This window comes from Clostridium tagluense, from assembly GCF_003865095.1.
GTDB classification, from domain to species: domain Bacteria; phylum Bacillota; class Clostridia; order Clostridiales; family Clostridiaceae; genus Clostridium_AD; species Clostridium_AD tagluense.
This window is the reverse complement of the sequence record NZ_BHYK01000009.1, coordinates 133,603-159,689: the sequence shown is the minus strand read 5'-3', so window position 1 is coordinate 159,689 and position 26,087 is coordinate 133,603. Positions and strand designations below refer to the sequence as shown.

Sequence of the window (26,087 nt, the reverse complement as noted above, 5' to 3'; positions counted from 1 at the left end):
TAGACTTGGTCTAAAATTTAAAAAGCCCTGGCGAACCAGAGCAAAAAATTCTATAAACGTATGAATGCCAATAAAAATTTAAATATATTAAAATATAAGCCCATAAGTCCTATACCAGCAATACTACCAGTAATAAATCTTCTGAGATTCGTAGACTCCTTAATGTTTAAAAATTGAATTAACCAATCACAGAACATAATAACTATAAATAAAAAACAAATATATAATTTAAAAACTGTATTCGTTAAAAAGAATGGTATTGCAATAATTTGGCCAAGGTAGACACCTGTACACCTTACGCATACTGGAAATTGCATATCAAAAAAGCGAAAACTTCTTTCGGGCATCTGGTGACATCCACCTGCAGCCCCTAGCTTATAAAAAAATAGCCATGTCCTTTTAATATAATTTGGGTAATCAATGAATTTCATTAATCCATTACATTGCCACAATTAGCACAAACTCTTTTTATTTTACTTTTTCCCATACCGCAAAGTCCACATAATAAGCCTACCCAACCAAAGATTATGAATCCACAACATCCTTTTCCTGCCCCAAAACCCTTTGATTCAGATACTACTTGAATATTTTCACTACCACAATTAGGACATGCCATGACAAGTTCCTCCTTAAAATTACGTTTTATATAGAACTATTCTACATATTGTAAAAAAATCCTTCATAATTCTCCAAAAGCTTTAAAATAGTATTAAAGAATATTGTTCATATTTTAGATTTTACGGGTTAGTTCTATAAATAAATTGTGTCTTAATAAAAACAAACTCATGAACTTTCAATAAATCGCTCTTTTTAACTAAAATTACGTATAACATTTCTTGTTGCCGACGTTCTTGAGCCCTAGGGCGACTGCGCTTGGCAAAAGAATGTGTTTTAGCAGTCTTTTCATGCCAAAACGAACGGGAATATTTTGTTATAGGAAGTAGATTGACCCTCTTCACAAAAATTTTTATATCGAAGCAATTATTTATGTATTATAGTAGCTCCACAAGTTTCTTCATAGAATTCTATTGGACCAGCTTCATCAATAATGGCATATTTATATCCATCATTATTCATGTCATTTAAGCAACTATGTAAAATTGTGTATCCTACATTTTTCTTCCTATATGCCATCTTTATTCCCAGTGGTCCAAACAAACCTTTTTTGACTATGTCATATGCCCCAAACCCAATTACCTCATTCTCTTCAATTGCAATATAAATGGGGATTATTTCTTTACAAAATCCACTTTTTATGTTACATAGCCATTTATTATTAAATTCTTTTTCTATAAAACTGAACAATTTGTCTGTATCTGAAAGAGTTGCTCTCTTTACAATGAAAGATGTGGATTTAAAATTAGGCTTAACATAATTTATTAAAGATACAGCTAAGTCGCGAGGGGTTGTGGTTATATCTAATATTAATTCTCTTTCCTCATAACTGAAAAAATTTCTAACCTCATTATCCGAAACAAATATCGCCTTAATGATATGACCTTCATTCAAATATATCTGCCCATACAAATTCATAATCGTTTCTGCCTCTTTTAAAACTTGAATTGTTTTATTGGAAACTTTGCTATTAAAATAGTGATGAATATATTCTTTACCATCAAATTGTAACTGATTTGAGATTTTCATTAATGAATTTATATCTATAGGGAACTTAAGATTTAATTCACCCAATACGCCTGTTTTCACTTGTAGCACGGCAATAAATAGATGGATGGGATATAAAATTGCTCTATTATCATTATTAATTAAATTTTCTGCTAATGAAAAAATTCTCTGTAGTCTTTTGGTTAGTTTAATCTGTTCCATATTATCCCCTTTCTTAAAATACAATTGAAAAATACTTCATTAACTAAACCAACATAACTCTTTGGTTTCGCTTATAAAATAACGCCATTATGGATTATTTTTTGTAGCTGTACTAATTTTTATTGCTCTAAAGAATAAAAATTGAGGTCTCTTAGTTAGTTTATCATAAACCTTTGGCTGCTCTACTCTAAATTGTTCTATTGGCATAGGTTCTAATAATTTATCTATCCTAAATCCATTTTCTATAACTGCAGAAACTATCTTATTCAAAGGTCTCCTGTAGAATTGAACTTTAATTTTACCTTTATGTGTTTCCCACTCATCATCTATAATCTCTGTAGAGAAGTAATTTTCCTTGTTAAAAACTGTAAAGTCCATAAAAGGATGATGAACTGAGAAAATAAGTTGCCCATCCTTCTTTAGAATTCTATTAAATTCACTCATTACTAAATCCCAATTTTTAATGTAGTGAAGTGTTAAAGATGATAACACAACATCAATAGACTCATCCTTAATAAAGTCTAGTGGTTCATTCAGGTCAGCCCTTATAATTTCAGCCTTAGCTCCAACTCTCTCTTTAGTCATTTTTATCATGTTAGGACTAAAATCTAATGCTATTACACTTGCCTCATTTTCCAGTAACCACTTAGTGTACCACCCCGCCGCACAGCCTGCGTCTAAAACTTTCTTTCCTTTTACATCTGGAAGTAAAGATAAGGTTGCAGGTCTTTCATAATAAGCATTGAATGGTTTTATATCAACATATTTAAAATAATATTCTGCCATTTCTTCATATGATTCAAGCGAAACTGAGTCTTTATTTATAACATGTGTTTGTTGTTGTAAATTATCCAATATATTTGCACCACCTTAATTATAATTTTAAAATATTCATTAATAAAAAAGCTTAAAGCGAAATAAACCTTTTATATAACTTATCCGTTATAGTTTCAATTTCACTATATCAGTTAGGGTACATAACTAATTCAAGGCCGTCAGCAGATAATTTTTGACCATCTTCTAATATTATTTTGTAATCAGATTGATAAGGATACTCAGTTATAACTCCTGTTGAACAAAAAAACTCTGTTCCTTTCCTTCATGAATGCCATCCCCTTTAACTTTGGTCTTTTGTATCATTCCCAACAGCTCGTTAGAGTAATGTATTCGTCCTTTGCGACCAAAATCGATTGTTGGTGTATCATAATCATAAATAATTAGATACTCTTGGTTCCTTGGTGCTTCACAAACAATATGGCCGTCTGAATCAATAACCGCCGTTGGAGCTGTTTGATATTTGGATATGCTGTTAACTGATATTATTGTCATTACATTTTCCACAGCCCTTGTTACTAGATGAGATTTAATTATACCGTATCTTTCTATTAAGTCTTGCTCTGAGACATCGCAAAAACTAACAAAGCATAGTTGCACATTTGATTTGAATAATTCTCTAAAGTACTCTGGGAATCGGACTTCAAAACAAATTCGAAAGCCTATCTGAATATCATCAATTTGGTATATGCCTAATGAATCACCTTTTGTAAAATTATCTAAATCCCACCCCCATAATGCTCTCTTATCATAATTACCTATACTTTCACCGTTTGGGCCAATTAGTTGGAGTGAATTGTAGTACTTGGAGTTTTGTATTCTTATAGTTCCTAAAACGATATACATGTCATGTTTTTTAGCAAGCTGTTTAATTTCCTGTAAATATGAATTTAGGATTTCAAAATTTATTTCTTTAATAATAGGTGTTTCAACAGGCGGATATCCGCAAGTTGCACATTCTTGAAAAACAAGAAGCCTAACCTTATTTTGAGATGCACTAGTAATAGCCCTAATTATTGCTTCATGGTTGTCCGAAATGTTGTCACTACCTCGAAACTGAAAAACTCCAACTTTCATTTATTCTCCTCCTTTTTTATACAAATACACATTAGTTCTAAATCTTCTACAAATGAGTCTTTATGATTTTCGTTCTCTATAATTTTAATAGTGTTGAACTCAGGGATTCCCACTAATCCATTCATGATTTAATTAGCTATATATGAGGAATATGACACATGGGTTAATAGAGATAGTAATCATATTCCGTAGTGAATTAAATATTTCTTTTCCTTAATTGCTTCAGATATTTTTTTTAGTAGCAGTTTGAGTTCTTGTGATTGGTATCGATTATTTGCATCGGTAATAATATTACAAAATTTTCCAAGAGACTCTGGTGGGATTAGAGTTATCCCACAATAATTAAGACCCCACATTGGGTTAGTTAAAATGTGAGCATAGGTTTTCATATTCGTAAATTCTTCTACATATTTATTAATTATTTCATCAAGCAAATCATCATTAACCGAAGTACAATTGTATTCTTCAGGTTCATATTCAACATACCATTTGTCTTTTATCAAAAAATCAATTATTCCGAACTCATGTTTTGTCAAATTGTCACCTCCCAAGAATATAGAGTTAATCTGCACTGTATTTTTTTACCAACACGTCACGATGGTAGGATCATTTCAATTAAGAGAAAAGTCAGCATCAACCTATGCTTTTTATTGAATACATCAACTCACCATCATAAGAACTATCCTCTTCATCTTCTATTTCGTACTCAAAACACATCCCCATCTTGTCCAACACTCTCTTTGATACTTCATTATCTTTATTAACAGTTGCGACTATTTTATTAATATTCATATTTTTAAAACCATACTCAATAATGGCCTTTCCAATTTCAGTTGCATATCCTTTCCCATAGTGTTCTTCAAATAGTCCATAGAATAATTCGTTTTCTGTAGTGTCATATGTAAGTGGAAATAATCCAACAAAACCTACACATTCATTGTTATCTTTTGCAACTACTAATAAGAGAAATCCCTTAAAATTAGAAATTGTACTTTCTTTATATCTATTTAATATTCTTTTCATTAATTCTTGACATTCTTCAAGCGTTCTCTCTTTAGCAAATGGAACATATTTCATTATCGCTTCATTATTCATTATCATATGCAATTGAATAATATCAGCATTAGTAAAATTTCCAATCACTAAACGTTCTGTTTCTATTCGTATATGTTCATACATTTTAGTTTTCTCCTTTATTTTACATTTTTACACCAATGTTACTTATTCTTTATATTGGAATAGCTAAAAATCACTAATTGCGTAAACAAATTTCATATAGACCTGAAATGTCACATAACGTTGCTAATTCCCGACTCCGAGAAGCTTAGCGAGACTTCGCTTTGCTTCGCAGGTGTGGCTTGGATGTCTTTTCATGCAAAGCGAACTGGAGTATTTTGTTAGAGGAAGTAGTATATTTTCTCAATACTTTATGCGTTTACTACACCAATTTTATCCTCGACTTTTATTTATCATATAAGAATGTTGTAACCTTATTTTGTGAAAATGATAACTACTTAATCAAATCCATTTCAAATTCAATTTCATGTTTTAAAGGTATATTAAAATCTCCGAATAAAGGAATGGATGGTTTTAACTTTCGCGAAGTATCCACTGCATTATGATATAGATTTGCCATATCAAATCCTCGTTTTTGGTAAAATCGTATAGCATTTATATTATCATTTGTTGTAATCAATTTTATTTTCATACATTTCTTCTTACTTGCGGTTTGAATAACTTTATTTACAAGAGCAGTTCCAACTCCTTGTCTTTCCCTTAAACTGTCTAAAGACATAATTTCACACTCATTGACCTTAATTCTATAAGTAACTAATCCAATAATTGTTTCTTCATCATCATAAATAACAAAACCATCCAATATAGTCATATCAACTAATTCGCCTCTGACAACCATATCAGCAGAAAACCAATGTGAGCTAATAAAATCATTAATTTGTTTTCTGTTTTCAGAAGATATTATTTTTATATTCATGCTTCTATTCACACCTCTTTAAGAACAATGCTTGTTGCATCATATTTTTCAATTATTTTATATTAAAAACTTAATGCGGAATTAAAACTTTCATTATTATACTATTTCCTCTAACGTTTCGTGTTGCCGACGTTCCTGAACTTTAGCCCGGCGGCAACATTTTGTTATACGGAGTTTTAACCCCTACACTTTAAATAAGACTTATTTCGGCTTGCAATAAATTAATCTTGTATTTTTATAAAACTAATAAATTTATCTCCTTGAAAAGTTAATTCTCCAACATCGCCTATATGATGCTTCTTATACTCTTTACGCGGAAGTGAAAATTGTATTATTTCCTCATCTTCAAACTTGAAAGATAACAAGTATATAATAGAGGAGTTTACTAAATAACGTCCTTGACTAAAAATTACATCTGCTTTATCATCTATTATTATCGTTTTATATGTACATACCTCATAAGTTAGTTGCCTAATAATCCATGGTATTCCCCAAACAATTAGTATGAAAAAAAGCACTGGAATACCAACTAAAACGAACATAAGATATATCATAGTAAGCCTTTCATTAGAATTCATATTGTAACTCCTTCTCATAATATTTGTCTTAATAGTAATTCATCCTTTTTTACTACTACGTCTCAATTAGTTCAAAACCAATAACTTATGAGCAATCAATTTCTTGTTCTAAATTCCGTATAACGTCTCGTATTTGCGATGTAGTTTTAGCCACTACACTCTGAGCTGAGTCTGTTCTCCCTATATTTATACTAATATTACGTCTTAACCAACACAAAAATTTTATGTAACTGCTTATAGTTTTAGACATACTACTTTTGAACAATAATATTCCATTTAGTATATGGAAATGGATTAATTGAATGATGAATACTTTCTTCTATATAAGTAGTAGCAATATCTACAAGGCTGACAATTTTCCATTTTCTAAATAAGTCTCTTATTCCTTGTTCATCAAAATAGTGGTGTGGAACTCCTGCTTCAGGACCATCTTCCCTAACAAAAGTGTTTTTTTCTATTTCTTTTCCCCTAAGGTCTGCCCTACCTGATTTTGTGGAAAGCAATGATACCATAAACATACCATCAACACAAAGGGTTTCATATACAACGTCTACAGCCTTATTAATATTACTAATGGTGTTATGGTGTAGAGCATCCCAAGAAATAGCGCCATGAAAATTAAATCCTGTAAATGGGTTATCGGTCATATCTGCTACCTTAAGATTTGCCATTAGTTCATTTTTTTCAAGCCATTTCTGAGTATAAATAATTCCATTCTCAGAGATATCACTGCCATATGCATTATGTCCCATTTGTGATATTAATACAGTATGCCTTCCAGCACCACAACAAAAATCCCATATTGTTAATGGTCTATCAGTAAATATGCCCTCAAGAATTTTTATAAATTTATATACTTCTGGCTGTGGTAATGCTGATATAAATTCTTCATTTAGAAACAATTCATTCCATGTTGCCATTAATTGAACCTCCATTCTCTAATAAAAAAATCAAGTTATTACATAAAAATTAGCTATTAAATTTACTAAAATCAACTATAAAAATTTTTAAGCTGTCACTCTACTTATTTTAAATTACGTATAACGTCGCTAACTCCTGACGTTCTTGAGCCCTAGCGCGACCGCGCTTGGCGAGTGGATGTGTTTTGGCAGTCTATTAATGCCAAAACGAACGGGAGTTTTTTGTTATAGGAAGTGGCAACTCTCTATATTTTGGTATTAATCCCATTTAATCAACTATTCGTTATTATAAACAGTAATCACTCATAGCGAAAATTTCTTCTGAACTCATTTCAATCATATTTTTAACGCCAATTTGCGGATAGCATTTTCTAAAACAATCAATAATTTTATACCCAAAGAAATAGCCTGTGCACCAAGGTATTCCTGCTTCATCATCACCAAACATATATCTGCTATAATCAAAATTAGTCTCATTCAACAATTTATAATAATACTTATTCCACAATTCCTTTTCTTGTTCTTTTGATATATGAGAAATCCATGTAGGATTTAATGTTGGGTTAAGGATTTTTGCGAATGTATCTGCTTGTCCATCAATTAACATTGCTTCTATGAAACTTCCAGTACCCCCTCTTCCATGAACCACATGCCAGTAATTCCCCCACACAGTATGATGATATTCATGAGCAAATACATATGGAATCCATTCTATATAATCCTGAACAAAAGGATTAACATTTATTAAAATATTACCAAATACATTAACTCCCAACACACCATTTTGCCGTTCTTTAACAATACAATTTTCATCATCTAATGGATAGATCGCAATTACGATAGGATCATCATCATAATTAGAAATAGGAATACACATTTATAAATCAAAAGTGTTTTCTATAACACCTGGTAATACACTATATATTGATTTTCCCATCCTCTCTTCAAAATATTGTTTGTTTTTGAAAGTTGATCTCCATTTATTAATAATATGCCCATGTATCCCATGCCTTAATGCTACATCAACCATTCTCTTTTCCATTAAGCAAAACCCGCTTGGTAATGCTAGTGCATCACATAATTGTATCAATCTATCATAATCATCATATTCTGCAGACTCAATGTAATTTTTAATAAAACTGTATTCTTCATCGCTACAATAATCCCATCTTCCAAAACAAGTTCTTATATCTTGGCATTCAAATGAATGAGTTAAACAAACTTTTGCTAGTTTATAATACCCCTTTTCCATAGCAAAATTGTAGCCGTGTAAAATATGCTTCATATATGAAACCCCAAATCTTACACCAATGTCATGCAGCATTCCTAGTACTAAAGCAACATCTGGGTTTAACCCTTTACAATTTTTTGCTATCAACTCTGCTGCTCTTCCTGCATTCATTGAATGCTCAATCCAAGGACCAGGATTTAATTTTTGTCCTTCTAGTAATAGTAATTTTGCCTCCTCTAGGCTTGGCACACCTTGTCCCAAATGATTTATCATAATTGTGCATCTCCTTTAATAACATTTATTAATAAGTACTAAGTAACTAATTTAGGAATGGCATATAACGTTTCGTGTTGCCGACGTTCCTGAACCCTAGCGTGACGACTTGGTGAATGAATGTGCCTTGGCGGTTGTTTCAGAATTATCTTTGCTTGAAAAATACATTTAAGTGAATAACCTGTCCTCTTTCAAAGTACTCTCCAGCCAAGGCGAATGGCAACATTCCACTTTATATTATATTTTTTATTATTTCAATAGCTTTAGGTAGGTTACTTTCTAAAAATTCATTCAAGGAATGAACTAAATTATCTTTATCTATCTCCTCTGTTATTAATACTACCTCAGGATAAGAATCAAATCCCATTTGTTTAGATAAATCATTTCTTGTGTTCATCAACTTTTTAACATCATCTTTCATTTTGTAAGATAAAGCTAATTTATATTGACATCTATCTGCTTTTATATCTTCGGAAATATTATCGCTATAATTATCTAAATTATCAATGCGATTTCTAATTTCTGATACCAAAGGATCTTTATCTACTAAATCCTTTTGCATTAGTAACGAAGCTATTTTGCTTTTTCTATCTATGGGTTGTACTTCTTTATTAAATAGTTTTACTGTATCATATATCTCTGCATCTATTTGAGATAAGTTATAATTTTCATTTTCAAAATAGTTACACCATTGTGACGTTTGTATTTTCCAATATTTGTTTATATATTCCTTCACGAATTCTATTAACACACTAACCACTACTTTTAGGTGATTTCATATAAATTGTCACCCCAATAGGTATATTCCATGTTTTATCATTTAAATTCCATTTATGCCCTTTTCTACTTTTAACTTTAGCTATTCTTTCTTGTGAATAATCGAATGATACAGCTAATTCATTTTCATGTTTTGGTACATTTACAGTCATCGCAATACCTTCTTTCTATATTACAAGAACATTTGTTCTTGTAATAGTAATTGCCATGCCGTAAACATATTATACCATTATTTTAATTTTATGTGTATTTATTTATGGTATTTCATCTATTATTGATTTAATATGTAATTATTTACAATATCCTAGCTCGTAACTATATAAAAAATACCGTCCACCCAAGGTGAACGGTGATGATTTAATTTTGTTAAAGCTATTTTTTATAAATTTATTATTTTGAAAAACCTTAACCCTCTCTTCTGGAATAAGTGGAACAACTACTTTGATTTTCCTTTTTCCTGTATTTAAAATATTATTACAGCAAGGTTTTGGACTCCCTCCACTTAACTGTCGAAGCATGCATTGAGAACACTATATACAATTTTAGATATCCTCGCCCATTTTTTACGTGCTTTTTTCGCCAACTCAATGGCAATGCGTAAAAAATCTTCGTCTGTAAATGACGTATAAAAGCACTTCCTTATGAAACCTTAGTAATTAAATTGCCTTTGTAAATGTACATTTTCTTTTATTTAATAAATTCTCTAGGCGAATTCTTAAGTTTACCATCCATTCAGGTTCATTATTCCATTTTTCTTCTACAGAGCGTAGCAATCGCACATATCCATATAAATCACTATATCTTCTGAAGATAGGTAATAATTTAAGCATACCATCGGAAATATTATACTCGTCGCGGTAGCCTTTCATAAATTGATTTATTGCGGATTCTACTTGTTCTTCTAGCATATCCTCTGTAATTTCATCTATTGATATTTGAATATCCAGTGCATACCAATGATACATTGCATCATCAAAATCTATAGGGTTATAGCTTTTCGTAACTTCATCATAAAATACGTTGTCAGGTTCAAAGTCATAATGGATAAGTCCAAAATTCTCTTTTGTAGTAAGTAGCTTTAAAAAGTAATCTTTAAGCATATAGAGCTCACTTTTAGCAGCTGTTTCATCTGGAAAAGCTGCTAATACATCTTCCATCCAGTCTATTTTTTCTTTCCAGTCATTACGTTTATTATTTACTGGTTTATGTTCACTGCTTAGTTTATGCAATTTCCCTAATGCTTTACCTAATCCTAAGATAATATCATCTGTCAAAGGGATTTCATTTAATTGTTTACCAGATGCTTTTTTAAATGCAACCGCATAGTATATCCCCCAAGGCATATTTACTTCCTCAGGTTCATTACAATATTTGTGTGGAAAGCCCACTCCTTAAGGTGTGGTATGGATAGATAAGAAACTAGCTTTGTATTTTTTGGGGGGTATAAAATCATTTACAATATATTACTTACCCCTATTTCTTTTCAATAACAATATGTTCAGTTTCATCTTTGTTTTTATTCATTTGCATAATCATATTTTTAAATTTCTCCGCTACTTCCTCTTTTTCTATTAATAATTTATTAATTCTATCATTAAAGCTTTCTTGCAATTCCTGTATTTTTAATTGTTGTTCCTCTTTTAATTTTAAAATTTCTTTGTCCATTTGGAAACTTGTTCTTTCCCTCTGCATTTCAATATCTTGATTAGCTTTAATTTCAAGTTCACCTATTTTACTTTTGTTTATTTGCTTTAACTCATCTATTTGTTTTATTAATCTATCTTCTTCATCATTTTTATTTGCTAAATCATTCTTCAATTGCATATTCTCATTTGTTGATTTGTCCTGCTCTGTTTTAAGTTTTACAATTTCATCTCTGTACTTAATATATTTTTCATTGGTTTCCGTTAGCTTTAATATTTTTTCCTCCTGCATATTATTAAGGGTTTTTGAACTCTTAATACTTTCTTGTAGGTCTTTACTTATATGCTTTGCATCTGATAAGTCTTTTTCCAGAGTGTTTATTTTTTTATTCTCTTCTTTTAACACGTTAATCGCTTCTTTTAGTTTTTGAAGGTCGTTATTCTTATCTACTAGCTCATTTCTATGAATATTTTTTACTTCTAAGGCTTTAATATTATTTCTTTCTACTATGTTTATGTATATATCCGCCATTCTACTGGTTATTGTTTGTAACTCCTTTATATCCTCGGACATATTACTGTCTTCTTCTCTTGCTCTATTTAATTCGTAGTATTTAACTACTTGCTCCATGAGTTCCTTATTATTTATACCTTCACTTTGAGCCAATTCATTAAACTTTTGTTTTAATTCATCACTTATTCTTACGCTTAATATTGCATCCATTTCCTGCTTCCTCTCTTAGTCCAGTATTTTCTATGATTAATAGAATAAATTTAATATTTTTGTAATCAAATGACATTTATACGTTGAATCCGTCTACTACTTGCTAAAATATTTATATAAACACTATAATTGCTAGGATATTTGGGTTCAATAATTTATTTATATTAATAATTGAAAAATACTTAGTATATTATATAAAATTCATTATTGTAAACATTGGTATACATTTGTATATAGATAGTTTATACATGTATACATAATGTTTACTTTATAAGTATACCATAAAACTTTAAAAAATACATGTAAAATCAGTAAAAAAGCGTGATTTAAAGTAAAAGCAAAACCATTCAATATAACTTTTATTATATTGAATGGTTATTTTGAAGCATATGATGAAAATTTATAAGTATTATTAATTTACTAATATATTAAATCAATAAGGACATAAGAAAAATATATATAGTAGTTTAAAAACGTTGTACTCAAAAAGAGGAAGTGCCTTATAATAGACTATTTAAACAGATTTATGGATGAAACTATAAATACTGAAGAAAAATTTTTGAACTCCTTATACAATCCTTATAATTACCTAGTATTATAAAACTATAGCAAACGAAAGGAAGAAAGTCATATAAATAAGGAGAGATTATTATGAAGATAAAAAAAATATTGATACCTTTGTTCACAGTTTTATTTTGTACACTAGTAATAGGGTATTTTGCAAAAGATATAATAATTAAAAAAGTAAGAACCTATGAAATTAAAGATAAAATTGTTTGCAAAGTTAATGCTAAAAATGCTACTCAAATCAGTTATAAGGAAGTAACCTATCAAATTTCAAATGTTTCATTGAATCAATCTAAAATTGGGGGATGGAACGGAATTATTGACCGAGTGGTAGTTCTTGATAAAAAAAATTGTATACTTTCGCAAGAAGAAATTGATTCATCTGCCACGTTAACTATAAAGGATATGATGGAGAATATTCCCAAAGATGCAAAGTTTATTGTTTCTTTTCAAAATGTTTGTTCAATAAAGGGTACGGACAATAAAGAAGCCATTGCCGTTCAAATCAATAACAGCTTTTATAAAGCTATTCCGGCAATAACAGGGTTTACTGATAAAACAGCAATTACATATGAAAAAGAGGCTTATTCAGAATAAGCTACAATTTGCTATGAAAATTATGGATAATATAAGTTGATTTGATAATATTTTGACGTTATACTGTTTATTGACATCAGAAAGGAGTGATGAACATGGCAAAAATTTTGGTTATTGATGATGAGCCAGATATTCTGGCTTTAATTAAAAATATTCTTCAGAAAGATAATCATTTAGTAACTACAGTTGTAAATCCTGAAAAAATTTTAACTAACGAATTCATAAACTTTGATTTGATTTTACTGGATGTTATGATGCCGGGTATGGATGGCTTTACTTTTTGTCTAAATATTCGAGACATTGTGGACTGTCCAATTATTTTTCTTACCGCAAAGACCACTGAAATAGATATCATGTATGGTTTAGGGATTGGTGCTGATGATTACATTACGAAACCATTTGGCGTGGGGGAATTAAGAGCTAGAGTAAATGCTTACTTAAGGCGGGAAAACCGTGAAAAACGAAGTACTCTTTGCGTATCTGGAGTAAAGTTTGATTTAGCTGGCAAGGAAATTTTAGGGGATGATAAGAAAATTCCCTTAACAAAAAGTGAATATAACATCTGCGAGTTTCTTGCCAGAAATCAAGGACAAGTTTTTTCAAAGGATAAAATATACGAAGCCGTTTATGGGTATGATGGTGAAAGCGATAGTTCAGCTATTACTGAACATATTAAAAATATAAGGGCAAAGCTGGCTATTTTTGAACTGTTGCCCATTGAGACTGTTTGGGGGATAGGATACAAATGGAAATAAAGAAAAAAGCTTTTACCCTAAAGATAGTCTTTTTTAAGTATCTATTAACTTTAGGAGTTGCATTTATTCTTTTCGTCGGACTATATGTGGTAATTATAGATCTATGCACAAGAAATGGTGTGATTCTTATACCGAGTTATAGTGAGGATTTGGCGCGGCGAGCAAAACCGTTGCTTGCTAAAACACCAAAAATTACAGAGAATATGATACCCTATGGATGTAAATTTGCTGTTTTCGATAAAAAATATAAAGTTGTAAAAACAAATTTAGAAGGTCAGACCTTACTGAGTGCAACAGAATATGCTAAGGGTACTTACCCTAAAAGTGGGAGTAAAAAAAGCTATTATTTTATTGAAAGGCAAGATGGTTTTTGTGTTTTGCAATACTATGTTCAAATGAGCTACAGGTCTGATTTTTTAAATCAACATTTTCTATCTCCGGAAACCATTATGATTGTAACCTTTATAATCTTATATTTTTCCATTGTTTTAATCATTACCACTATTTATGCAAAGAATCTAAATAAACATCTAAGGCCCCTTTTGCAAGCTACTGAAAAAATTAAGAAACAGGATTTGAACTTTGACATAAAATATTCAGGAATCAAAGAATTCAATGATGTGCTTTTATCAATATCGGAGATGAAAACAGAATTAAATAAGTCTTTGAAACAGCAATGGAATCTTGAACAAGCAAAGAAAGAGCAGATTTCCGCTCTTGCCCACGACCTTAAAACCCCATTAACCATTATCAGTGGAAATGCTGAATTACTGTTTGATTCAAGATTAAATAAAGAGCAGCAAGAATATACTGATTATATTTTAAAAAATACTGGGCAAATCCAGAAGTATATTAAAACATTGATTGAAATTTCAAATTCAGAAAAAGCTCTTTTCTTACAACCAGAAAAGATAGATTCCGAAAATTTTATTAATATAATTCACAATCAGCTTGAAGCACTTGCAAATACCAAGGAACTTAAAATTGAATTTACTAAAACTGATCTTCCTAGGTCAATTATGGTTGATAAGTCTCTGCTTTACCGTGCCATTATGAATGTCATTTCAAATGCGGTGGATTATTCCCCTAATAGCGGAAAAATTTATTTTGAAGTGAAATCCCTGGATAATGAAATCCACTTCATTACAACAGACAGTGGTAAAGGTCTTTCAAGGGAGGATATCAAATCTGCCACAAAACAATTTTATATGGGCGATAGTAGCCGAACATCGAAAATTCATTTTGGGATAGGTTTGTACATTACCCAATCATTTGTAAACCTTCATGGTGGAAGCCTTCATATCGGTAACTCATCTGTCACTGGTGGTGCAGAGATAACAATAGCGATTCCAATTTTCAAATAGGATAATAGCGGCTTTTGCCTATGCCTGCACCATTTGTATCTTTTTATATTCCTCAGTTTTAGAAATCTCTTCAAATGTACCCTTTTGTACAATTTTTCCACTATCCATTAGAATTACTTCATCGAATTTATCTAAATTTTTTGATAGTTTATGAGTAACCATAATAATTGTTTTTTCTTCAATATTAAGAAGAGTATTTTCTAATAATTCAGTTGTCTTTACATCAATGGCTGAAAAAGGCTCATCCATAAGACATATTTCTGTATTTGCTGTAAGCATTCTTATGATTCCTAAAACTTGTTTTTCACCACCACTTAACTGCTGTGAATTATTTTGGGATTTAACAACATCAACTATTTTCATTTTCAAATTATCAGTGACTTTATTTACGTCTGATTCTGAATAAGAAGAAAATACTGTAGCATTATTCATAAAATCATCAGAAAATATATGTTCATTTTGATTAAGACAATACATAATTTGAGCAGTATCTAAAGAACTTATATTTTCTCCATCAATTTTAATGGTACCAGAAGCTTCCGTCATATACGACATAAGCATGTTAATTAAAGTTGATTTTCCTGATCCATTATGGCCAATTAATGCATATTTTTTGCCTTTTTCAAATCTACAGCTAACACCTGATAACGAAAAGTTATTATACTCAAAAGCTACATTATCAAATACAATATCACTATTAAATTGCTTCTTAACTTTTAATTCATCATTTGGTACTTCTTTTAGATAAGAAAGTACCTTTTCTTTTGTCATTTTTAAAGAACTAACAGAGTTAAGATCATACATAAAGTCGTTAATAGGTTCAATAAAAACATTGATATAACCAAAAGCTGCTAAACATGTACCAATTGTTATTTCATGCTTTAATAGTAAAATTGATACAATTATAAACGCAATTGCACTTACACAACTTAAGCTAAGATGTTCTAAAGCCATTGTCAAGCATTTAAATTTGCCATATTCAAATCTCATATTTTTTGTGGTAACTAATGCTTTTTCATGTTCTCTATTAATACTTTTTCTTGTTCTGCTTTGAATAACTTTAAATCCTTCAAGAAAATCTTTAATCTTTGAAACATAAACACCCATTTGATTTAAATAAGCATTTCTTTTAGTAGCTAATGGTTTCGAAGCCCACTTTGGAATCATTATTGTAAGTATAGATCCTAAAAGTATTACAGTTGAAATTCTCCAATCTACATTTACAAATAAGAAAACACCAAAAATTATAATTTTATTAGCAGCTTGTATTATATCTATAAGTGGTGTTAAGTAATCTTGGTCAAGTGCAGTTATATCATTTCCTTGAATTGAAATATATTCACCCGCATCTTTTGCTGAAAAATTCTCATACCTAGAGCTAAAAATTGATTTGAAAAAATCACTTTTTAATGATTGTTCAAAATTTAAACCGGCTTTCCAACTAAAAATCATCGAAAAATAGCAAAATATTACGGCGCCTAATAAACATATAACGTATATGACTACAATTGTAAGAAAAGAATTTGTGTTTATTACTTTTCCTGTTATTAAATCAAATAATTTTTTTTGCAGTGCTGGTAGTGCTGCAACAGATAATGCCATAATCCCATCACATAAAATTCTCATAAAAATAAAAAATTTTATTTCATAAAAGTACTTTTTCAAAATTATTTCCCCCTTCTATTTTGTCTTGCATAAAAACCCGTCTCATTACTTACAGCACATAGTCCTATATGATATATGTGTATGCGTCTTGACTATAAATTCAGTAATTCTCTAAGCAAAATTATACCCTAGTACTATGTTCTTTTCACGTTCATAAATGCTTCTGTATAGAACTTGACTTATACTAATCTAATTACGGCACGTAAATAAACCCAGCAGAGTTATCCCCTGTTGGGTTTATTTTTAACTAGCTAATTTTTCACTTCTTATTGCTCTTCTTATACTACTCTCGGAAAGGTAATATTCAGAGCATAGCTCCTCTACGCTAAATCCATATGTAAATTTCTCATATATTTCAACATTCCTAGCCTTTAAGGAACTTTTGGCTCCGCTATTTTCTCCCCAAAGCTTCTCATTACCTTTTTTTCTAGGGATATATAAATACCCCCCATCTATATAACTTTGAATAATTTCTATTACATGTTCTGGTAAGATATTTTCTGCTTTAACATATTTCATTCCTATACGCTCCTTTAATTCCATAATATAACTATGAATTAAGCGCAAAAACTACTATATGTTAAGCCCATTTTATCTACTATATCTAATTACTCTAAGCAAAATTGTAGACTTAACATTAAAATAGTCTTTGCTTAGAGCTCCTACTACATAATGTAAACTTTAAGTTATACATTTTTTCACATCCTTAAATTATTTATATGATCAACATAACATAGGTCATAATAAAATTTAAAATTACTATAATATTTTAGTTTTTACTAATTATACATACAATTAATTTACATGTCAAATTTTCAACATAATTACAGTTAAGCTATTTTCGTAATTTTCTGACTTAACAATTATTTGTTGTTTCAATTTTATGGATTTACTGATAAACTTAGTATATAATTATCATTACAAAACGTTTACAAAATCATGTAAATTGTAATGTACTAATTTATTACTAAAATTTATTTATACACTAAAAGAAATATGGGGGGATAATTTAATGAAAGTTTCAATGTCGAGTTTTTTAATGAATCAAAAACCTATTTTGAAAAAAATAGTAAACCTTCTTTCTGAAAACTATAAATATGTATCAATCTTAGGTACAGATACTAAAGGCAAAATATATAACGTACAAAAAACTGGTATAGATTTAAGCGACTCACACTGGTGTGAACGTGGTTTTGTTATAAGGGTTCATAACGGTATAAACTATTCTGAGTTTTCTTTTAATGAAATCAATGAAAATAACTTAAATACTATAGTGGATGAAATACACTTAAAAATGGCCAAAACTCTTGAAAGACTAAAAAATGCCTCAATAACTATAAATACTTATGAATTAATAGAGGAAGCTTTAATAAAGGAGCAGTTTTTAGGTGAAGTCACTACTCTTCCTTCGAGTTTAACGTCAAAAGAAAAAATAGAGAAAATGTGTTCTATTAAAGATTCTGCTTTAAGTTATTCAGATTTACTTGTAGATTTTAAGGTAACTTATCATGAGGTTCACGTGTCAAAAATATTTATTTCAAATAATAAAGAACTAGAACAATCCTATATATGGAGCGAAGGATATTTGGTAAGTATAGTCCGTAGAGATGAAAATACTAAATACGCCCATGCATCTTTCTCTGGTTTAAAGGCAGTAGAATTAATTGATGAAATGGAAAATAACATAGAAAAAGTGATAGATACTAGTATAAAACTTTTAGACGCTAGAAGCGTAATACCAGGCGAATATGAAGTAATATGTTCTCCTGAAATATCAGGGTTAATTGCTCATGAAGCTTTTGGCCATGGAGTAGAAATGGACATGTTCGTCAAAAAAAGAGCAAAATCTATGGAATATCTAGGTAAAAGCGTGGCATCAGAATTAGTTACAATGCATGACGGCGCTGCAGCTGCTAGTAATATGTCTTCTTATTTGTTTGATGATGAAGGAGTCCTTGGAACAGATACTATTGTTATAGAAAAAGGTCAACTTAAAACTGGAATTTCTGATATATTATCGGCTCTTAAGCTAGGAACTACACCTACTGGTAATGGTAAAAGAGAATCTTTTGAAAGAAAAGCTTATGCAAGAATGACTAATACCTTCTTTACTGCGGGAAATGATACTTTAGAAGATATGATAGCATCTATCAAACACGGGTACATTTTAGACGGCACCATGAGCGGCATGGAAGACCCTAAGAATTGGGGAATCCAATGTATGATACTTCAAGGTAGTGAGATTAAAGATGGAAGATTAACGGGCAAAATAGTCTCCCCTGTAATTATGACAGGATATGTGCCTGATGTTTTAAAATCCATATCTATGCTATCAGAAACCGTGGAACTTTCTGGTTCTGGTGCTTGTGGCAAAGGTTATAAGGAATGGGTTAAGGTTTCAGATGGTGGCCCATATATCAAAGCAAAAGTGAGGTTAGGATAATGATAGAAAGAATAAAAAAATTAATTGCTGAATCTGTAAAATTGAATAGTTTAGAAAAAGATAGTATTAAAATGGATGGTTTTAAAATAATAGAAAATAAAATAACTGCAAATGAACTTTTCTTTGTAAAAAAAGGATTAGATATGTATAGAGCTAAAGATGTTAATAATTTTAATATAACAATCTATAAAAACTTCACGGAAGAAGATGTAATGTATACAGGCTCCTCTTCAGCTATAATTCATCCTACTATGAGTGATGAAGAAATCCTTCAGGTTATTGAAGAAGTTTCCTTCGCAGCAAGCTTTATAAAAAACAAATATTATCCTTTGGTAGAACCTTCTAATAAAGTTCAGGAGGAAATAACAAGTAATTTTTCTGAGAAGCCACTTAGCGAATGGCTTCCTACACTAACTGATGCAATCTACAATTCAGATACTTGTGATAAAGGAGGTATAAATTCTTCTGAAATCTTCCTTAATAAAGTTTATACACGTATTGTAAGTTCTACTGGAATAGATGTATCTTTCACCACATATAAGGGGGAAATTGAATTTATAACCAATTGGAAGGAAGATACTGAAGAAATCGAACTGTACACGCACCTAGATTTTTCAGACATGGATTATGATTTGATAGATGAAAAAGTAAAAGAGATGCTTATTATTAGCAAAGAAAAAGCCATTGCATCCCCTACTCCAGCACTTGAAAAGTACAACATATTACTTAATGGAACCCCAGTAATAGAACTATTAAGCTATTACGTATCGCAAGCTTCTGCTAAAACTGTATACAATAGAATGTCTACTGCAAAACTTGGTGAGAACATTCAAGGTGATGATGCACAGGGTGACTTAATAACTCTTACTTTAGATCCTTTTATGAAAAACTCAACCAACTCTTCCCCTTATGATTCTAATGGTTTTCCTTTGAATTCTGTTAAGATATTTAATAGTGGTGTTTTAAATAGATATCATGGAGATTTGCGTCATTGCCATTATTTAAATATAGAGCCTACAGGCAATATATCAAACTTTATTATTGAAGGTGGAAAACATTCCATAGCAGATTTTAAAATGGATCCATACCTAGAAATAATAGCTTTTTCCGATTTCCAAATGGACACTTTAACAGGCGATTTTGCTGGAGAAATTAGGCTAGGCTGGGTTTTTGATGGTACAAGTACTATTCCAGTTACAGGTGGTTCCGTGTCAGGTAATATTAAGAAACTTCAAAAGCAAATGTATTTATCAAAAGAAATGCAAAAGGATAATAACTTTATAGGACCTAAAATTGTTAAACTATTGGATGTAAGTGTAGCTGGAATAGCATAAAACTTTGCTTTTTATGAACATTAACAGTAGCTTTATCATAGAATTTAATAATAGTAATTTTATGGAGCGTAATATGGAATTTTTTAAAACAAGCAAGTATTCTAGAATAAATGCTGTTAATTATGCAAGGACCTATGCACTACATCCAAACCCTAGCTTTAGGTACTTCCCTCTTATTGATAATGAGACAAGTGGGGATTGTGCAAATTTTATATCTCAGTGCCTACTAGCTGGTGGAGCACCTATGATTTATAATGGCTCACATCCTTGGTGGTATAACAAGGCTAATACCTTAAGTACAAAGGATGACACATGGTCTGTGACCTGGACTGTAGCACATTCCCTATATTGGACATTAAAGGTTAATGAGCAATCTAATGCCAACGCAATTAAGGGTCTTGAAATATATGATACTAGTTTGCTTGAATTAGGCGATTTGATATTTTTCGAAGGTAATAATGGAAATATATTTCACTCAGCTATTATTACCTCTTTTAGATATGGGCAGACTTTAGTTTCTCATCATTCTTTTGAGGCCTTAGATATATATTATAAAAATTCTTGGCCAGCTAAGCGTGTTCATTTTTTTAAAATAAGTTTGTAAAAATAATAATTTTATACTTTAGATACACATAAAAAATAACAAGTCAAAAATGCTAGCATAATGACTTGTTATTTTTTATGTGTAAATTTCAAACCAACGTTATAAATTCAATATTATAACGTTAAATATATTTATTTTAAACGTTGTATTTTAACTTAATAGTACTTATAATAGTAGTATAGCATAAATTTGGAGGTGAATTGTTTGATTAATAAAACTACAATAGCAGATATAGCATCGGCTTTAGATATCTCAGCAATATCTGTGAGCAGAGCGCTATCAGGCAAAAATGGAGTTGGAGAAGAATTAAGAGAAAAAATCACACTTAAAGCAAAAGAAATGGGATATAAAAAGTCTATAAACAAAAATACTTATAAGATTTTGGTACTTCATCAAAGACCTCTTATACAAGATAATAGTAATTTTACTTATATGATACAGGGAATTGAGCACGCTCTTCAAAATATGAATATATCTTATCACACAGAATTTGTCGATAAAAATAACCAAGATAAGATGCAACTTCCATTTAAATTATTAAAAGAGAATAATTTTAACGGTCTAATTTTCATTGGGAAATTTGATGATAACTACGTTGGTTTTCTAAAAGACAAAATTAAAAATTACATTTTTTATACAGGATATTCTCCCTCTTGCGATGTTGACAGTGTTTGGTTTAATTATAATAATGGTGGATATAAGCAATGCGAGTATTTAATTAAAAAAGGACATGTGGATATTGGTTTTTTAGGAAGGCGCAGTATTTTGTTTCGGAATAAAGAAAAGGTACTTGGAATAACTTCAGCTCTTGAAGACTATGAAATACCTATTCAAAGTGAATTCTTTACTTATATTGAAGAGAATTTCGAAGAAAATTTTGAAGCCTCAGTTATGAATTTACTAAAAGCTAAACATAGGCCCTCAGCAATTATATGCCAAGGAGACTTTATAGCTGTGAAATTAATCAATCTCCTTTATAAAAAAGGAATCAAAGTTCCAGAGGATATTTCTATTATTAGTAGTGGCAATACTGAAATGGCATCGCTAACTATGCCTCCCCTTACAACTTTAGATTTAAACATTGAATATTCCTGTGAAATAGCAGTGGAGCTCCTTTTGAAAAGGATTAATAACCCTGATAAACCTTGTGAATGCATAACTATAAACAGCACTTTAATTTCAAGAGAATCTGTTAAAAACTTAACCACGTTTCAGCATTCCAGGTGATGATTAATTAAAATTTGTAAAGGAGAGAATTAAATGGGAAAGAGCATAATAGTAGATTTTATTAAAAAGCACAAAATATCATATATTATTGGCATTCTATTTATGTTTTTAACATCTTATATTCAGTCGTTTTTCCCTAGAGTTCTAGGTGATACCATTGATATATTAGGAAGGTCTAATTTTAATTTAAATCTTGTGAAAATCAAAATAGTATACATACTTTTAATTACTACGGGCACTTTTATAAGTACTTATGCATGGAGAAATCTAATTGTAGTAAATGGTAGAAATCTTGAATGTCATCTTCGTGAAAAATTATATAGTCATTTTCAAAAACTGTCTCCAGAGTTTTATAACAAAAGGAAAACCGGAGATTTAATCGCTTACGCTATAAATGATATTTCTGCTGTAAGAATGACTTTGGGGCCAGCAACAGCCATGATAATAAATGGCATTGCTATTTGTAGCGTTTCTATATATTCCATGTCAAAGATTATGAATCTAAAATTCACTTTAATGATACTAATGCCAATTCCCTTTATCATATTTTTCATGCTAAAAATAGGAGGACTAGTTCAAAAGCGATTTAGAGTTGTTCAAGAGAACTTTGCATCTATATCTGGCAGAGTTCAAGAAAATATATACGGAATTAGAGTAATAAAGTCTTACGTTCAGGAAGAAGCTGAGGCTAAGAAGTTTGAGATATTAAATGATGCAATGATGGACTCTAACATTAGTATGGTAAAAGTATCTGCCTCGCTATCCCCTGTAATTGAGATTTCTTTTAGTATAAGCTTTGTTATGAACCTTATCATAGGTGGAAATATGGTGTTAAATGGAGGCATAACTCTTGGTGATTTTATCGCCTTTAATGGATATTTGACCATGATTATGAGACCTATAATTTCCATTGGAAGAGTTATAAATATAGTTCAAAGAGGTATTGCTTCAATTAAAAGATTAGATGAAATATTTAATGTAAACCCCGAAATTTGCGATGGAGAGAAAATGATAAGTACTAATATTGAGGGTGAAATAGAATTCAAGAATCTGAGCTTTTCTTATACAGGTTCTGACAAAAATGCTTTGCAAAACATTAACCTTAAAATACCTAAGGGCTATACCATTGGAATCACAGGAAAAACCGGTTCGGGGAAAACCACCCTAGTAAACTTATTATTAAAGCTTTATATGCCATCACCAGAAGAAATATTTATTGACTCAGTAGACATAAATGACTATTGCCTTGCAACACTTAGAAGTAGCATTGGGTATGTGCCTCAAGACAACTTCTTGTTTTCAGCATCCATTAAAGAAAATATAAAATTTTTCAAGGATATATACACAGATGACCAAATTGAAAAGGCTGCGATTATAAGTTCTATATATGAAAGCATTATGGATTTTCCCAAGGGCTTTGATACCATACTCGGAGAACGTGGTGTTAATTTATCAGGTGGTGAAAAACAACGTATTTCTATAGCAAGGGCCATAATTCGTGATCCGTCAATACTAATTTTAGATGACTCACTATCGGCTGTGGACACTATTACTGAATCTAAGTTACTTAAAAATATAAAAAAGTGCAGAGGTGGAAAAACCACAATAATTGTTGCTCATAGAATTTCCACAATAAAAGACGCTGATTTTATTATAGTCTTAGATGAAGGCAATATATGCGAAAATGGAACTCATAATGAACTCATAAAGAAGGGAGGCCTATATTATGAAACCTACAAATCTCAACATGAAGAGATTGAAAAAAAATCAGAGTGGGAAGTTTCATAAAATCAATAGTATTAAAAGACTCTTATCCTTAACAAAACCATACCTTAATAAGATAATTTTAGCTGCATTATGTGTAATGATTGTAAATGCAGCAGAACTTTTAAAACCATATATATTAAAGCTTGTTATTGATGATTTTTTAATAAAGAGAATATCACAAAAGGGTATCTATTCTATAACATCTATGGCGCTATTATATTTTGCTGTTGTTGCTATTGGTGGGTTATCTTCTTTTGCGCAAGTTAATTTAATAAATAAAGCTGGTCAGGAGATTATGAGAAATTTAAGAAGAAGAGTATTTAGAACAATACAATTTCTTCCACTATCCTATCTTGATAAAACCTCCTCAGGAAGACTCATAACTAGAGCCACAAATGATGTGGAAGCACTAAGTGAAATGTATACTGATGTAATTATTAGTCTATTTAAAGATGTTTTCTTACTTATAGGGATTGTATATGTTATGCTTGCCCTTGATGTAAAATTAGCTCTTATATCATTTTCTGTGGTTCCTATGATGTTTTTTATTATTTTTCTTTTGAAAAATAAGATTAAGAATAATTTTTCAAAAATGAAAAGTCTAATAGGCAGAATTAATGGATTTATGTCTGAGAATATTTCAGGAATGAAAATAATACAAATATTTACAGGTGAAAAAGAAAAAAATAATGAGTTTCTAAAATTAAATGGCGAGTATTTAAAAAGCACATTATTTCAAGTTAGGATGAACAGTATATTAAGACCCGCAGCGGATGTTTTCCAAAACCTTGCAGTAGCAATTATACTATGGTATTCCATGAGCAAAATTGCAAATCATACTATAGAGATAGGTGTGCTTTTCGCTTTTACAACCTATATAAAACAATTTTTTAATCCAATTTCTGATCTTGCGGATAACTATACTACTATCCAATCTGCTTTGGTTTCTGCAGAACGGATTTTTGAACTCCTAGATGAGGAAGATTCTCTTGAAGATTTAGATGAGGGCAGGAGCATTGAAAATTTACAGGGAGATATAGAATTTAAGAATGTATGGTTTTCCTATAATAATTCAGATTGGACATTAAAGAATCTTTGTTTTAAAGTTAAAAAGGGAGAAACTGTTGCTTTTATAGGAGAAACTGGTGCTGGAAAAACTACGATAATAAGCCTCATAAGTGGATTTTATAAAATTCAAAAAGGTGAGATACTAATAGATGGAATTAACATTAATGATATAAAAAAAAGAGACTTAAGAAAAGCTATATCCGTTGTGCTTCAAGATGTATTTTTATTTTCAGGAGATATAAAATCTAATGTTATATTAAATGATAATATAAGTGAAAAAACATTAACCAAGTCCCTTAAAACTACCTGTGCCTTAGACTTTGTAAATGGACTGACCGGGGGAATACACTCACCTGTTATGGAAAGAGGCGCAACTTTCTCATCAGGGCAGAAGCAGCTTTTATCATTTTCTAGAGCTCTCGCTCATTCACCATCGATATTTATATTAGATGAAGCTACAGCCAACATAGATACACATACTGAAAAGCTAATACAAAAGGTAATTGAAGAAATGGCTCAAGATAGGACCACACTTATTATTGCACATAGATTATCAACCATACGAAATGCAGATAAAATAGTGGTGCTAAAACATGGAGAAATTATAGAAGTAGGAAATCACCATGAACTTATGGGTCGTGGTGGATATTATAAAGATATGATACAAGATGATACAAAGATTGCAAACTAATATAAAAGTGGTATGAAAATGCTACTTTAGAGAATGTTTATAGATTTGTGTAAATAACTTTAGAAGTGTATATCTAACTAGAAATTAGTATGGGAATTTACTCCTGTACTAATTTTTTACTTTTTTAGCGT

The 26,087-nt window shown here is 30.4% G+C and carries 27 protein-coding genes; 9 read left to right on the top strand and 18 right to left on the bottom strand.

Annotation, left to right across the window (positions count from 1 at the left end; translation table 11 throughout):
• Positions 1-50: 50 nt before the first annotated feature.
• The 16 genes from Ctaglu_RS10170 to Ctaglu_RS10095 form a co-directional block, all read right to left on the bottom strand.
• Positions 51-347, bottom strand: a complete 297-nt coding sequence (locus Ctaglu_RS10170) for a DUF2085 domain-containing protein (RefSeq protein ID WP_267901268.1) — start codon at positions 345-347, stop codon at positions 51-53.
• An 83-nt stretch (positions 348-430) separates the two neighbouring features.
• Complete coding sequence (locus Ctaglu_RS10165) at positions 431-616, bottom strand: LITAF-like zinc ribbon domain-containing protein (protein WP_125000892.1); 186 nt, start codon at positions 614-616, stop codon at positions 431-433.
• A gap of 365 nt (positions 617-981) precedes the next feature.
• Complete coding sequence (locus Ctaglu_RS10160; RefSeq protein WP_125000889.1) at positions 982-1,824, bottom strand: Clp protease N-terminal domain-containing protein; 843 nt, start codon at positions 1,822-1,824, stop codon at positions 982-984.
• A gap of 87 nt (positions 1,825-1,911) precedes the next feature.
• The gene (locus tag Ctaglu_RS10155; protein ID WP_233439740.1) at positions 1,912-2,679 is read right to left on the bottom strand and encodes a class I SAM-dependent methyltransferase; all 768 of its coding nucleotides are present in this window, start codon (positions 2,677-2,679) and stop codon (positions 1,912-1,914) included.
• A 204-nt stretch (positions 2,680-2,883) separates the two neighbouring features.
• Positions 2,884-3,735, bottom strand: coding sequence for a carbon-nitrogen hydrolase family protein (locus tag Ctaglu_RS10150; RefSeq protein ID WP_125000886.1), 852 nt, complete (start codon positions 3,733-3,735; stop codon positions 2,884-2,886).
• 179 nt (positions 3,736-3,914) lie between these two features.
• Positions 3,915-4,271, bottom strand: coding sequence for a hypothetical protein (locus Ctaglu_RS10145; protein WP_125000883.1), 357 nt, complete (start codon positions 4,269-4,271; stop codon positions 3,915-3,917).
• 97 nt (positions 4,272-4,368) lie between these two features.
• A complete protein-coding gene (locus Ctaglu_RS10140; RefSeq protein WP_125000880.1) occupies positions 4,369-4,914 on the bottom strand; it encodes a GNAT family N-acetyltransferase in 546 nt (181 codons plus the stop codon).
• 331 nt (positions 4,915-5,245) lie between these two features.
• The gene (locus Ctaglu_RS10135) at positions 5,246-5,728 is read right to left on the bottom strand and encodes a GNAT family N-acetyltransferase (RefSeq protein WP_125000877.1); all 483 of its coding nucleotides are present in this window, start codon (positions 5,726-5,728) and stop codon (positions 5,246-5,248) included.
• Between the two features lie 221 nt (positions 5,729-5,949).
• Entirely contained in the window at positions 5,950-6,306 is a 357-nt protein-coding gene (locus tag Ctaglu_RS10130; RefSeq protein WP_185732656.1) for a DUF2500 family protein, read from the bottom strand.
• Between the two features lie 251 nt (positions 6,307-6,557).
• Positions 6,558-7,226, bottom strand: coding sequence for a class I SAM-dependent methyltransferase (locus Ctaglu_RS10125; RefSeq protein ID WP_185732655.1), 669 nt, complete (start codon positions 7,224-7,226; stop codon positions 6,558-6,560).
• A 286-nt stretch (positions 7,227-7,512) separates the two neighbouring features.
• Entirely contained in the window at positions 7,513-8,103 is a 591-nt protein-coding gene (locus Ctaglu_RS10120; RefSeq protein ID WP_125000868.1) for a DUF2268 domain-containing putative Zn-dependent protease, read from the bottom strand.
• A complete protein-coding gene (locus Ctaglu_RS10115) occupies positions 8,104-8,730 on the bottom strand; it encodes an HD domain-containing protein (protein WP_125000865.1) in 627 nt (208 codons plus the stop codon). It lies immediately after the preceding gene.
• Between the two features lie 232 nt (positions 8,731-8,962).
• Positions 8,963-9,481 carry a hypothetical protein gene (locus tag Ctaglu_RS10110; protein ID WP_185732654.1) on the bottom strand — a complete coding sequence of 173 codons (519 nt, stop codon included), beginning with the start codon at positions 9,479-9,481 and terminating at the stop codon, positions 8,963-8,965.
• A 1-nt stretch (position 9,482) separates the two neighbouring features.
• Positions 9,483-9,659 carry a hypothetical protein gene (locus Ctaglu_RS25110; RefSeq protein WP_185732653.1) on the bottom strand — a complete coding sequence of 59 codons (177 nt, stop codon included), beginning with the start codon at positions 9,657-9,659 and terminating at the stop codon, positions 9,483-9,485.
• A 504-nt stretch (positions 9,660-10,163) separates the two neighbouring features.
• Entirely contained in the window at positions 10,164-10,850 is a 687-nt protein-coding gene (locus Ctaglu_RS10100) for a phosphotransferase enzyme family protein (protein ID WP_125000856.1), read from the bottom strand.
• Between the two features lie 130 nt (positions 10,851-10,980).
• Positions 10,981-11,874 (bottom strand): hypothetical protein, encoded by an 894-nt coding sequence (locus Ctaglu_RS10095; protein WP_125000853.1) that lies wholly within the window; start codon positions 11,872-11,874, stop codon positions 10,981-10,983.
• Between the two features lie 651 nt (positions 11,875-12,525).
• Between Ctaglu_RS10095 and Ctaglu_RS10090 the strand changes: the two genes are divergently transcribed.
• The 3 genes from Ctaglu_RS10090 (at position 12,526) to Ctaglu_RS10080 (ending at position 15,157) form a co-directional block, all read left to right on the top strand.
• Complete coding sequence (locus tag Ctaglu_RS10090) at positions 12,526-13,038, top strand: NisI/SpaI family lantibiotic immunity lipoprotein (RefSeq protein WP_125000849.1); 513 nt, start codon at positions 12,526-12,528, stop codon at positions 13,036-13,038.
• 95 nt (positions 13,039-13,133) lie between these two features.
• Positions 13,134-13,793 (top strand): response regulator transcription factor, encoded by a 660-nt coding sequence (locus Ctaglu_RS10085; protein WP_125000847.1) that lies wholly within the window; start codon positions 13,134-13,136, stop codon positions 13,791-13,793.
• Positions 13,784-15,157 carry a sensor histidine kinase gene (locus Ctaglu_RS10080; RefSeq protein WP_125000844.1) on the top strand — a complete coding sequence of 458 codons (1,374 nt, stop codon included), beginning with the start codon at positions 13,784-13,786 and terminating at the stop codon, positions 15,155-15,157. Before Ctaglu_RS10085 ends, Ctaglu_RS10080 begins: the two co-directional genes overlap by 10 nt.
• An 18-nt stretch (positions 15,158-15,175) precedes the next feature.
• Here the strand turns inward: Ctaglu_RS10080 and Ctaglu_RS10075 are convergent, their stop codons facing one another.
• Together Ctaglu_RS10075 and Ctaglu_RS10070 are read right to left on the bottom strand one after the other, a co-directional pair.
• Complete coding sequence (locus Ctaglu_RS10075; RefSeq protein WP_125000841.1) at positions 15,176-16,822, bottom strand: ATP-binding cassette domain-containing protein; 1,647 nt, start codon at positions 16,820-16,822, stop codon at positions 15,176-15,178.
• 243 nt (positions 16,823-17,065) lie between these two features.
• Entirely contained in the window at positions 17,066-17,365 is a 300-nt protein-coding gene (locus Ctaglu_RS10070) for a CD3324 family protein (RefSeq protein ID WP_373861672.1), read from the bottom strand.
• Between the two features lie 469 nt (positions 17,366-17,834).
• Between Ctaglu_RS10070 and Ctaglu_RS10065 the strand changes: the two genes are divergently transcribed.
• From Ctaglu_RS10065 to Ctaglu_RS10040, 6 genes are all read left to right on the top strand, one after another.
• A complete protein-coding gene (locus Ctaglu_RS10065; RefSeq protein WP_125000835.1) occupies positions 17,835-19,265 on the top strand; it encodes a TldD/PmbA family protein in 1,431 nt (476 codons plus the stop codon).
• Positions 19,265-20,599 carry a metallopeptidase TldD-related protein gene (locus Ctaglu_RS10060; RefSeq protein ID WP_125000832.1) on the top strand — a complete coding sequence of 445 codons (1,335 nt, stop codon included), beginning with the start codon at positions 19,265-19,267 and terminating at the stop codon, positions 20,597-20,599. Before Ctaglu_RS10065 ends, Ctaglu_RS10060 begins: the two co-directional genes overlap by 1 nt.
• A 73-nt stretch (positions 20,600-20,672) precedes the next feature.
• Positions 20,673-21,203 carry an amidase domain-containing protein gene (locus tag Ctaglu_RS10055; protein ID WP_125000830.1) on the top strand — a complete coding sequence of 177 codons (531 nt, stop codon included), beginning with the start codon at positions 20,673-20,675 and terminating at the stop codon, positions 21,201-21,203.
• Between the two features lie 204 nt (positions 21,204-21,407).
• Positions 21,408-22,430 (top strand): LacI family DNA-binding transcriptional regulator, encoded by a 1,023-nt coding sequence (locus Ctaglu_RS10050; RefSeq protein WP_233439739.1) that lies wholly within the window; start codon positions 21,408-21,410, stop codon positions 22,428-22,430.
• 33 nt (positions 22,431-22,463) lie between these two features.
• Positions 22,464-24,218, top strand: coding sequence for an ABC transporter ATP-binding protein (locus tag Ctaglu_RS10045; protein ID WP_125000827.1), 1,755 nt, complete (start codon positions 22,464-22,466; stop codon positions 24,216-24,218).
• The gene (locus tag Ctaglu_RS10040) at positions 24,157-25,956 is read left to right on the top strand and encodes an ABC transporter ATP-binding protein (protein WP_125000824.1); all 1,800 of its coding nucleotides are present in this window, start codon (positions 24,157-24,159) and stop codon (positions 25,954-25,956) included. The genes Ctaglu_RS10045 and Ctaglu_RS10040 overlap by 62 nt, the downstream gene beginning before the upstream one ends.
• Positions 25,957-26,087: the final 131 nt, after the last annotated feature.

Coding starts and splice junctions, on each gene's coding strand:
- Ctaglu_RS10170 (WP_267901268.1), bottom strand. CDS start 347: ATGCCCGAAAGAAGTTTTCGCTTTTTTGATATGCAATTTCCAGTATGC.
- Ctaglu_RS10165 (WP_125000892.1), bottom strand. CDS start 616: ATGGCATGTCCTAATTGTGGTAGTGAAAATATTCAAGTAGTATCTGAA.
- Ctaglu_RS10160 (WP_125000889.1), bottom strand. CDS start 1,824: ATGGAACAGATTAAACTAACCAAAAGACTACAGAGAATTTTTTCATTA.
- Ctaglu_RS10150 (WP_125000886.1), bottom strand. CDS start 3,735: ATGAAAGTTGGAGTTTTTCAGTTTCGAGGTAGTGACAACATTTCGGAC.
- Ctaglu_RS10140 (WP_125000880.1), bottom strand. CDS start 4,914: ATGTATGAACATATACGAATAGAAACAGAACGTTTAGTGATTGGAAAT.
- Ctaglu_RS10135 (WP_125000877.1), bottom strand. CDS start 5,728: ATGAATATAAAAATAATATCTTCTGAAAACAGAAAACAAATTAATGAT.
- Ctaglu_RS10130 (WP_185732656.1), bottom strand. CDS start 6,306: ATGAATTCTAATGAAAGGCTTACTATGATATATCTTATGTTCGTTTTA.
- Ctaglu_RS10125 (WP_185732655.1), bottom strand. CDS start 7,226: ATGGCAACATGGAATGAATTGTTTCTAAATGAAGAATTTATATCAGCA.
- Ctaglu_RS10120 (WP_125000868.1), bottom strand. CDS start 8,103: ATGTGTATTCCTATTTCTAATTATGATGATGATCCTATCGTAATTGCG.
- Ctaglu_RS10115 (WP_125000865.1), bottom strand. CDS start 8,730: ATGATAAATCATTTGGGACAAGGTGTGCCAAGCCTAGAGGAGGCAAAA.
- Ctaglu_RS25110 (WP_185732653.1), bottom strand. CDS start 9,659: ATGACTGTAAATGTACCAAAACATGAAAATGAATTAGCTGTATCATTC.
- Ctaglu_RS10100 (WP_125000856.1), bottom strand. CDS start 10,850: ATGCCTTGGGGGATATACTATGCGGTTGCATTTAAAAAAGCATCTGGT.
- Ctaglu_RS10095 (WP_125000853.1), bottom strand. CDS start 11,874: ATGGATGCAATATTAAGCGTAAGAATAAGTGATGAATTAAAACAAAAG.
- Ctaglu_RS10090 (WP_125000849.1), top strand. CDS start 12,526: ATGAAGATAAAAAAAATATTGATACCTTTGTTCACAGTTTTATTTTGT.
- Ctaglu_RS10085 (WP_125000847.1), top strand. CDS start 13,134: ATGGCAAAAATTTTGGTTATTGATGATGAGCCAGATATTCTGGCTTTA.
- Ctaglu_RS10080 (WP_125000844.1), top strand. CDS start 13,784: ATGGAAATAAAGAAAAAAGCTTTTACCCTAAAGATAGTCTTTTTTAAG.
- Ctaglu_RS10070 (WP_373861672.1), bottom strand. CDS start 17,365: ATGGAATTAAAGGAGCGTATAGGAATGAAATATGTTAAAGCAGAAAAT.
- Ctaglu_RS10065 (WP_125000835.1), top strand. CDS start 17,835: ATGAAAGTTTCAATGTCGAGTTTTTTAATGAATCAAAAACCTATTTTG.
- Ctaglu_RS10060 (WP_125000832.1), top strand. CDS start 19,265: ATGATAGAAAGAATAAAAAAATTAATTGCTGAATCTGTAAAATTGAAT.
- Ctaglu_RS10055 (WP_125000830.1), top strand. CDS start 20,673: ATGGAATTTTTTAAAACAAGCAAGTATTCTAGAATAAATGCTGTTAAT.
- Ctaglu_RS10045 (WP_125000827.1), top strand. CDS start 22,464: ATGGGAAAGAGCATAATAGTAGATTTTATTAAAAAGCACAAAATATCA.
- Ctaglu_RS10040 (WP_125000824.1), top strand. CDS start 24,157: ATGAAACCTACAAATCTCAACATGAAGAGATTGAAAAAAAATCAGAGT.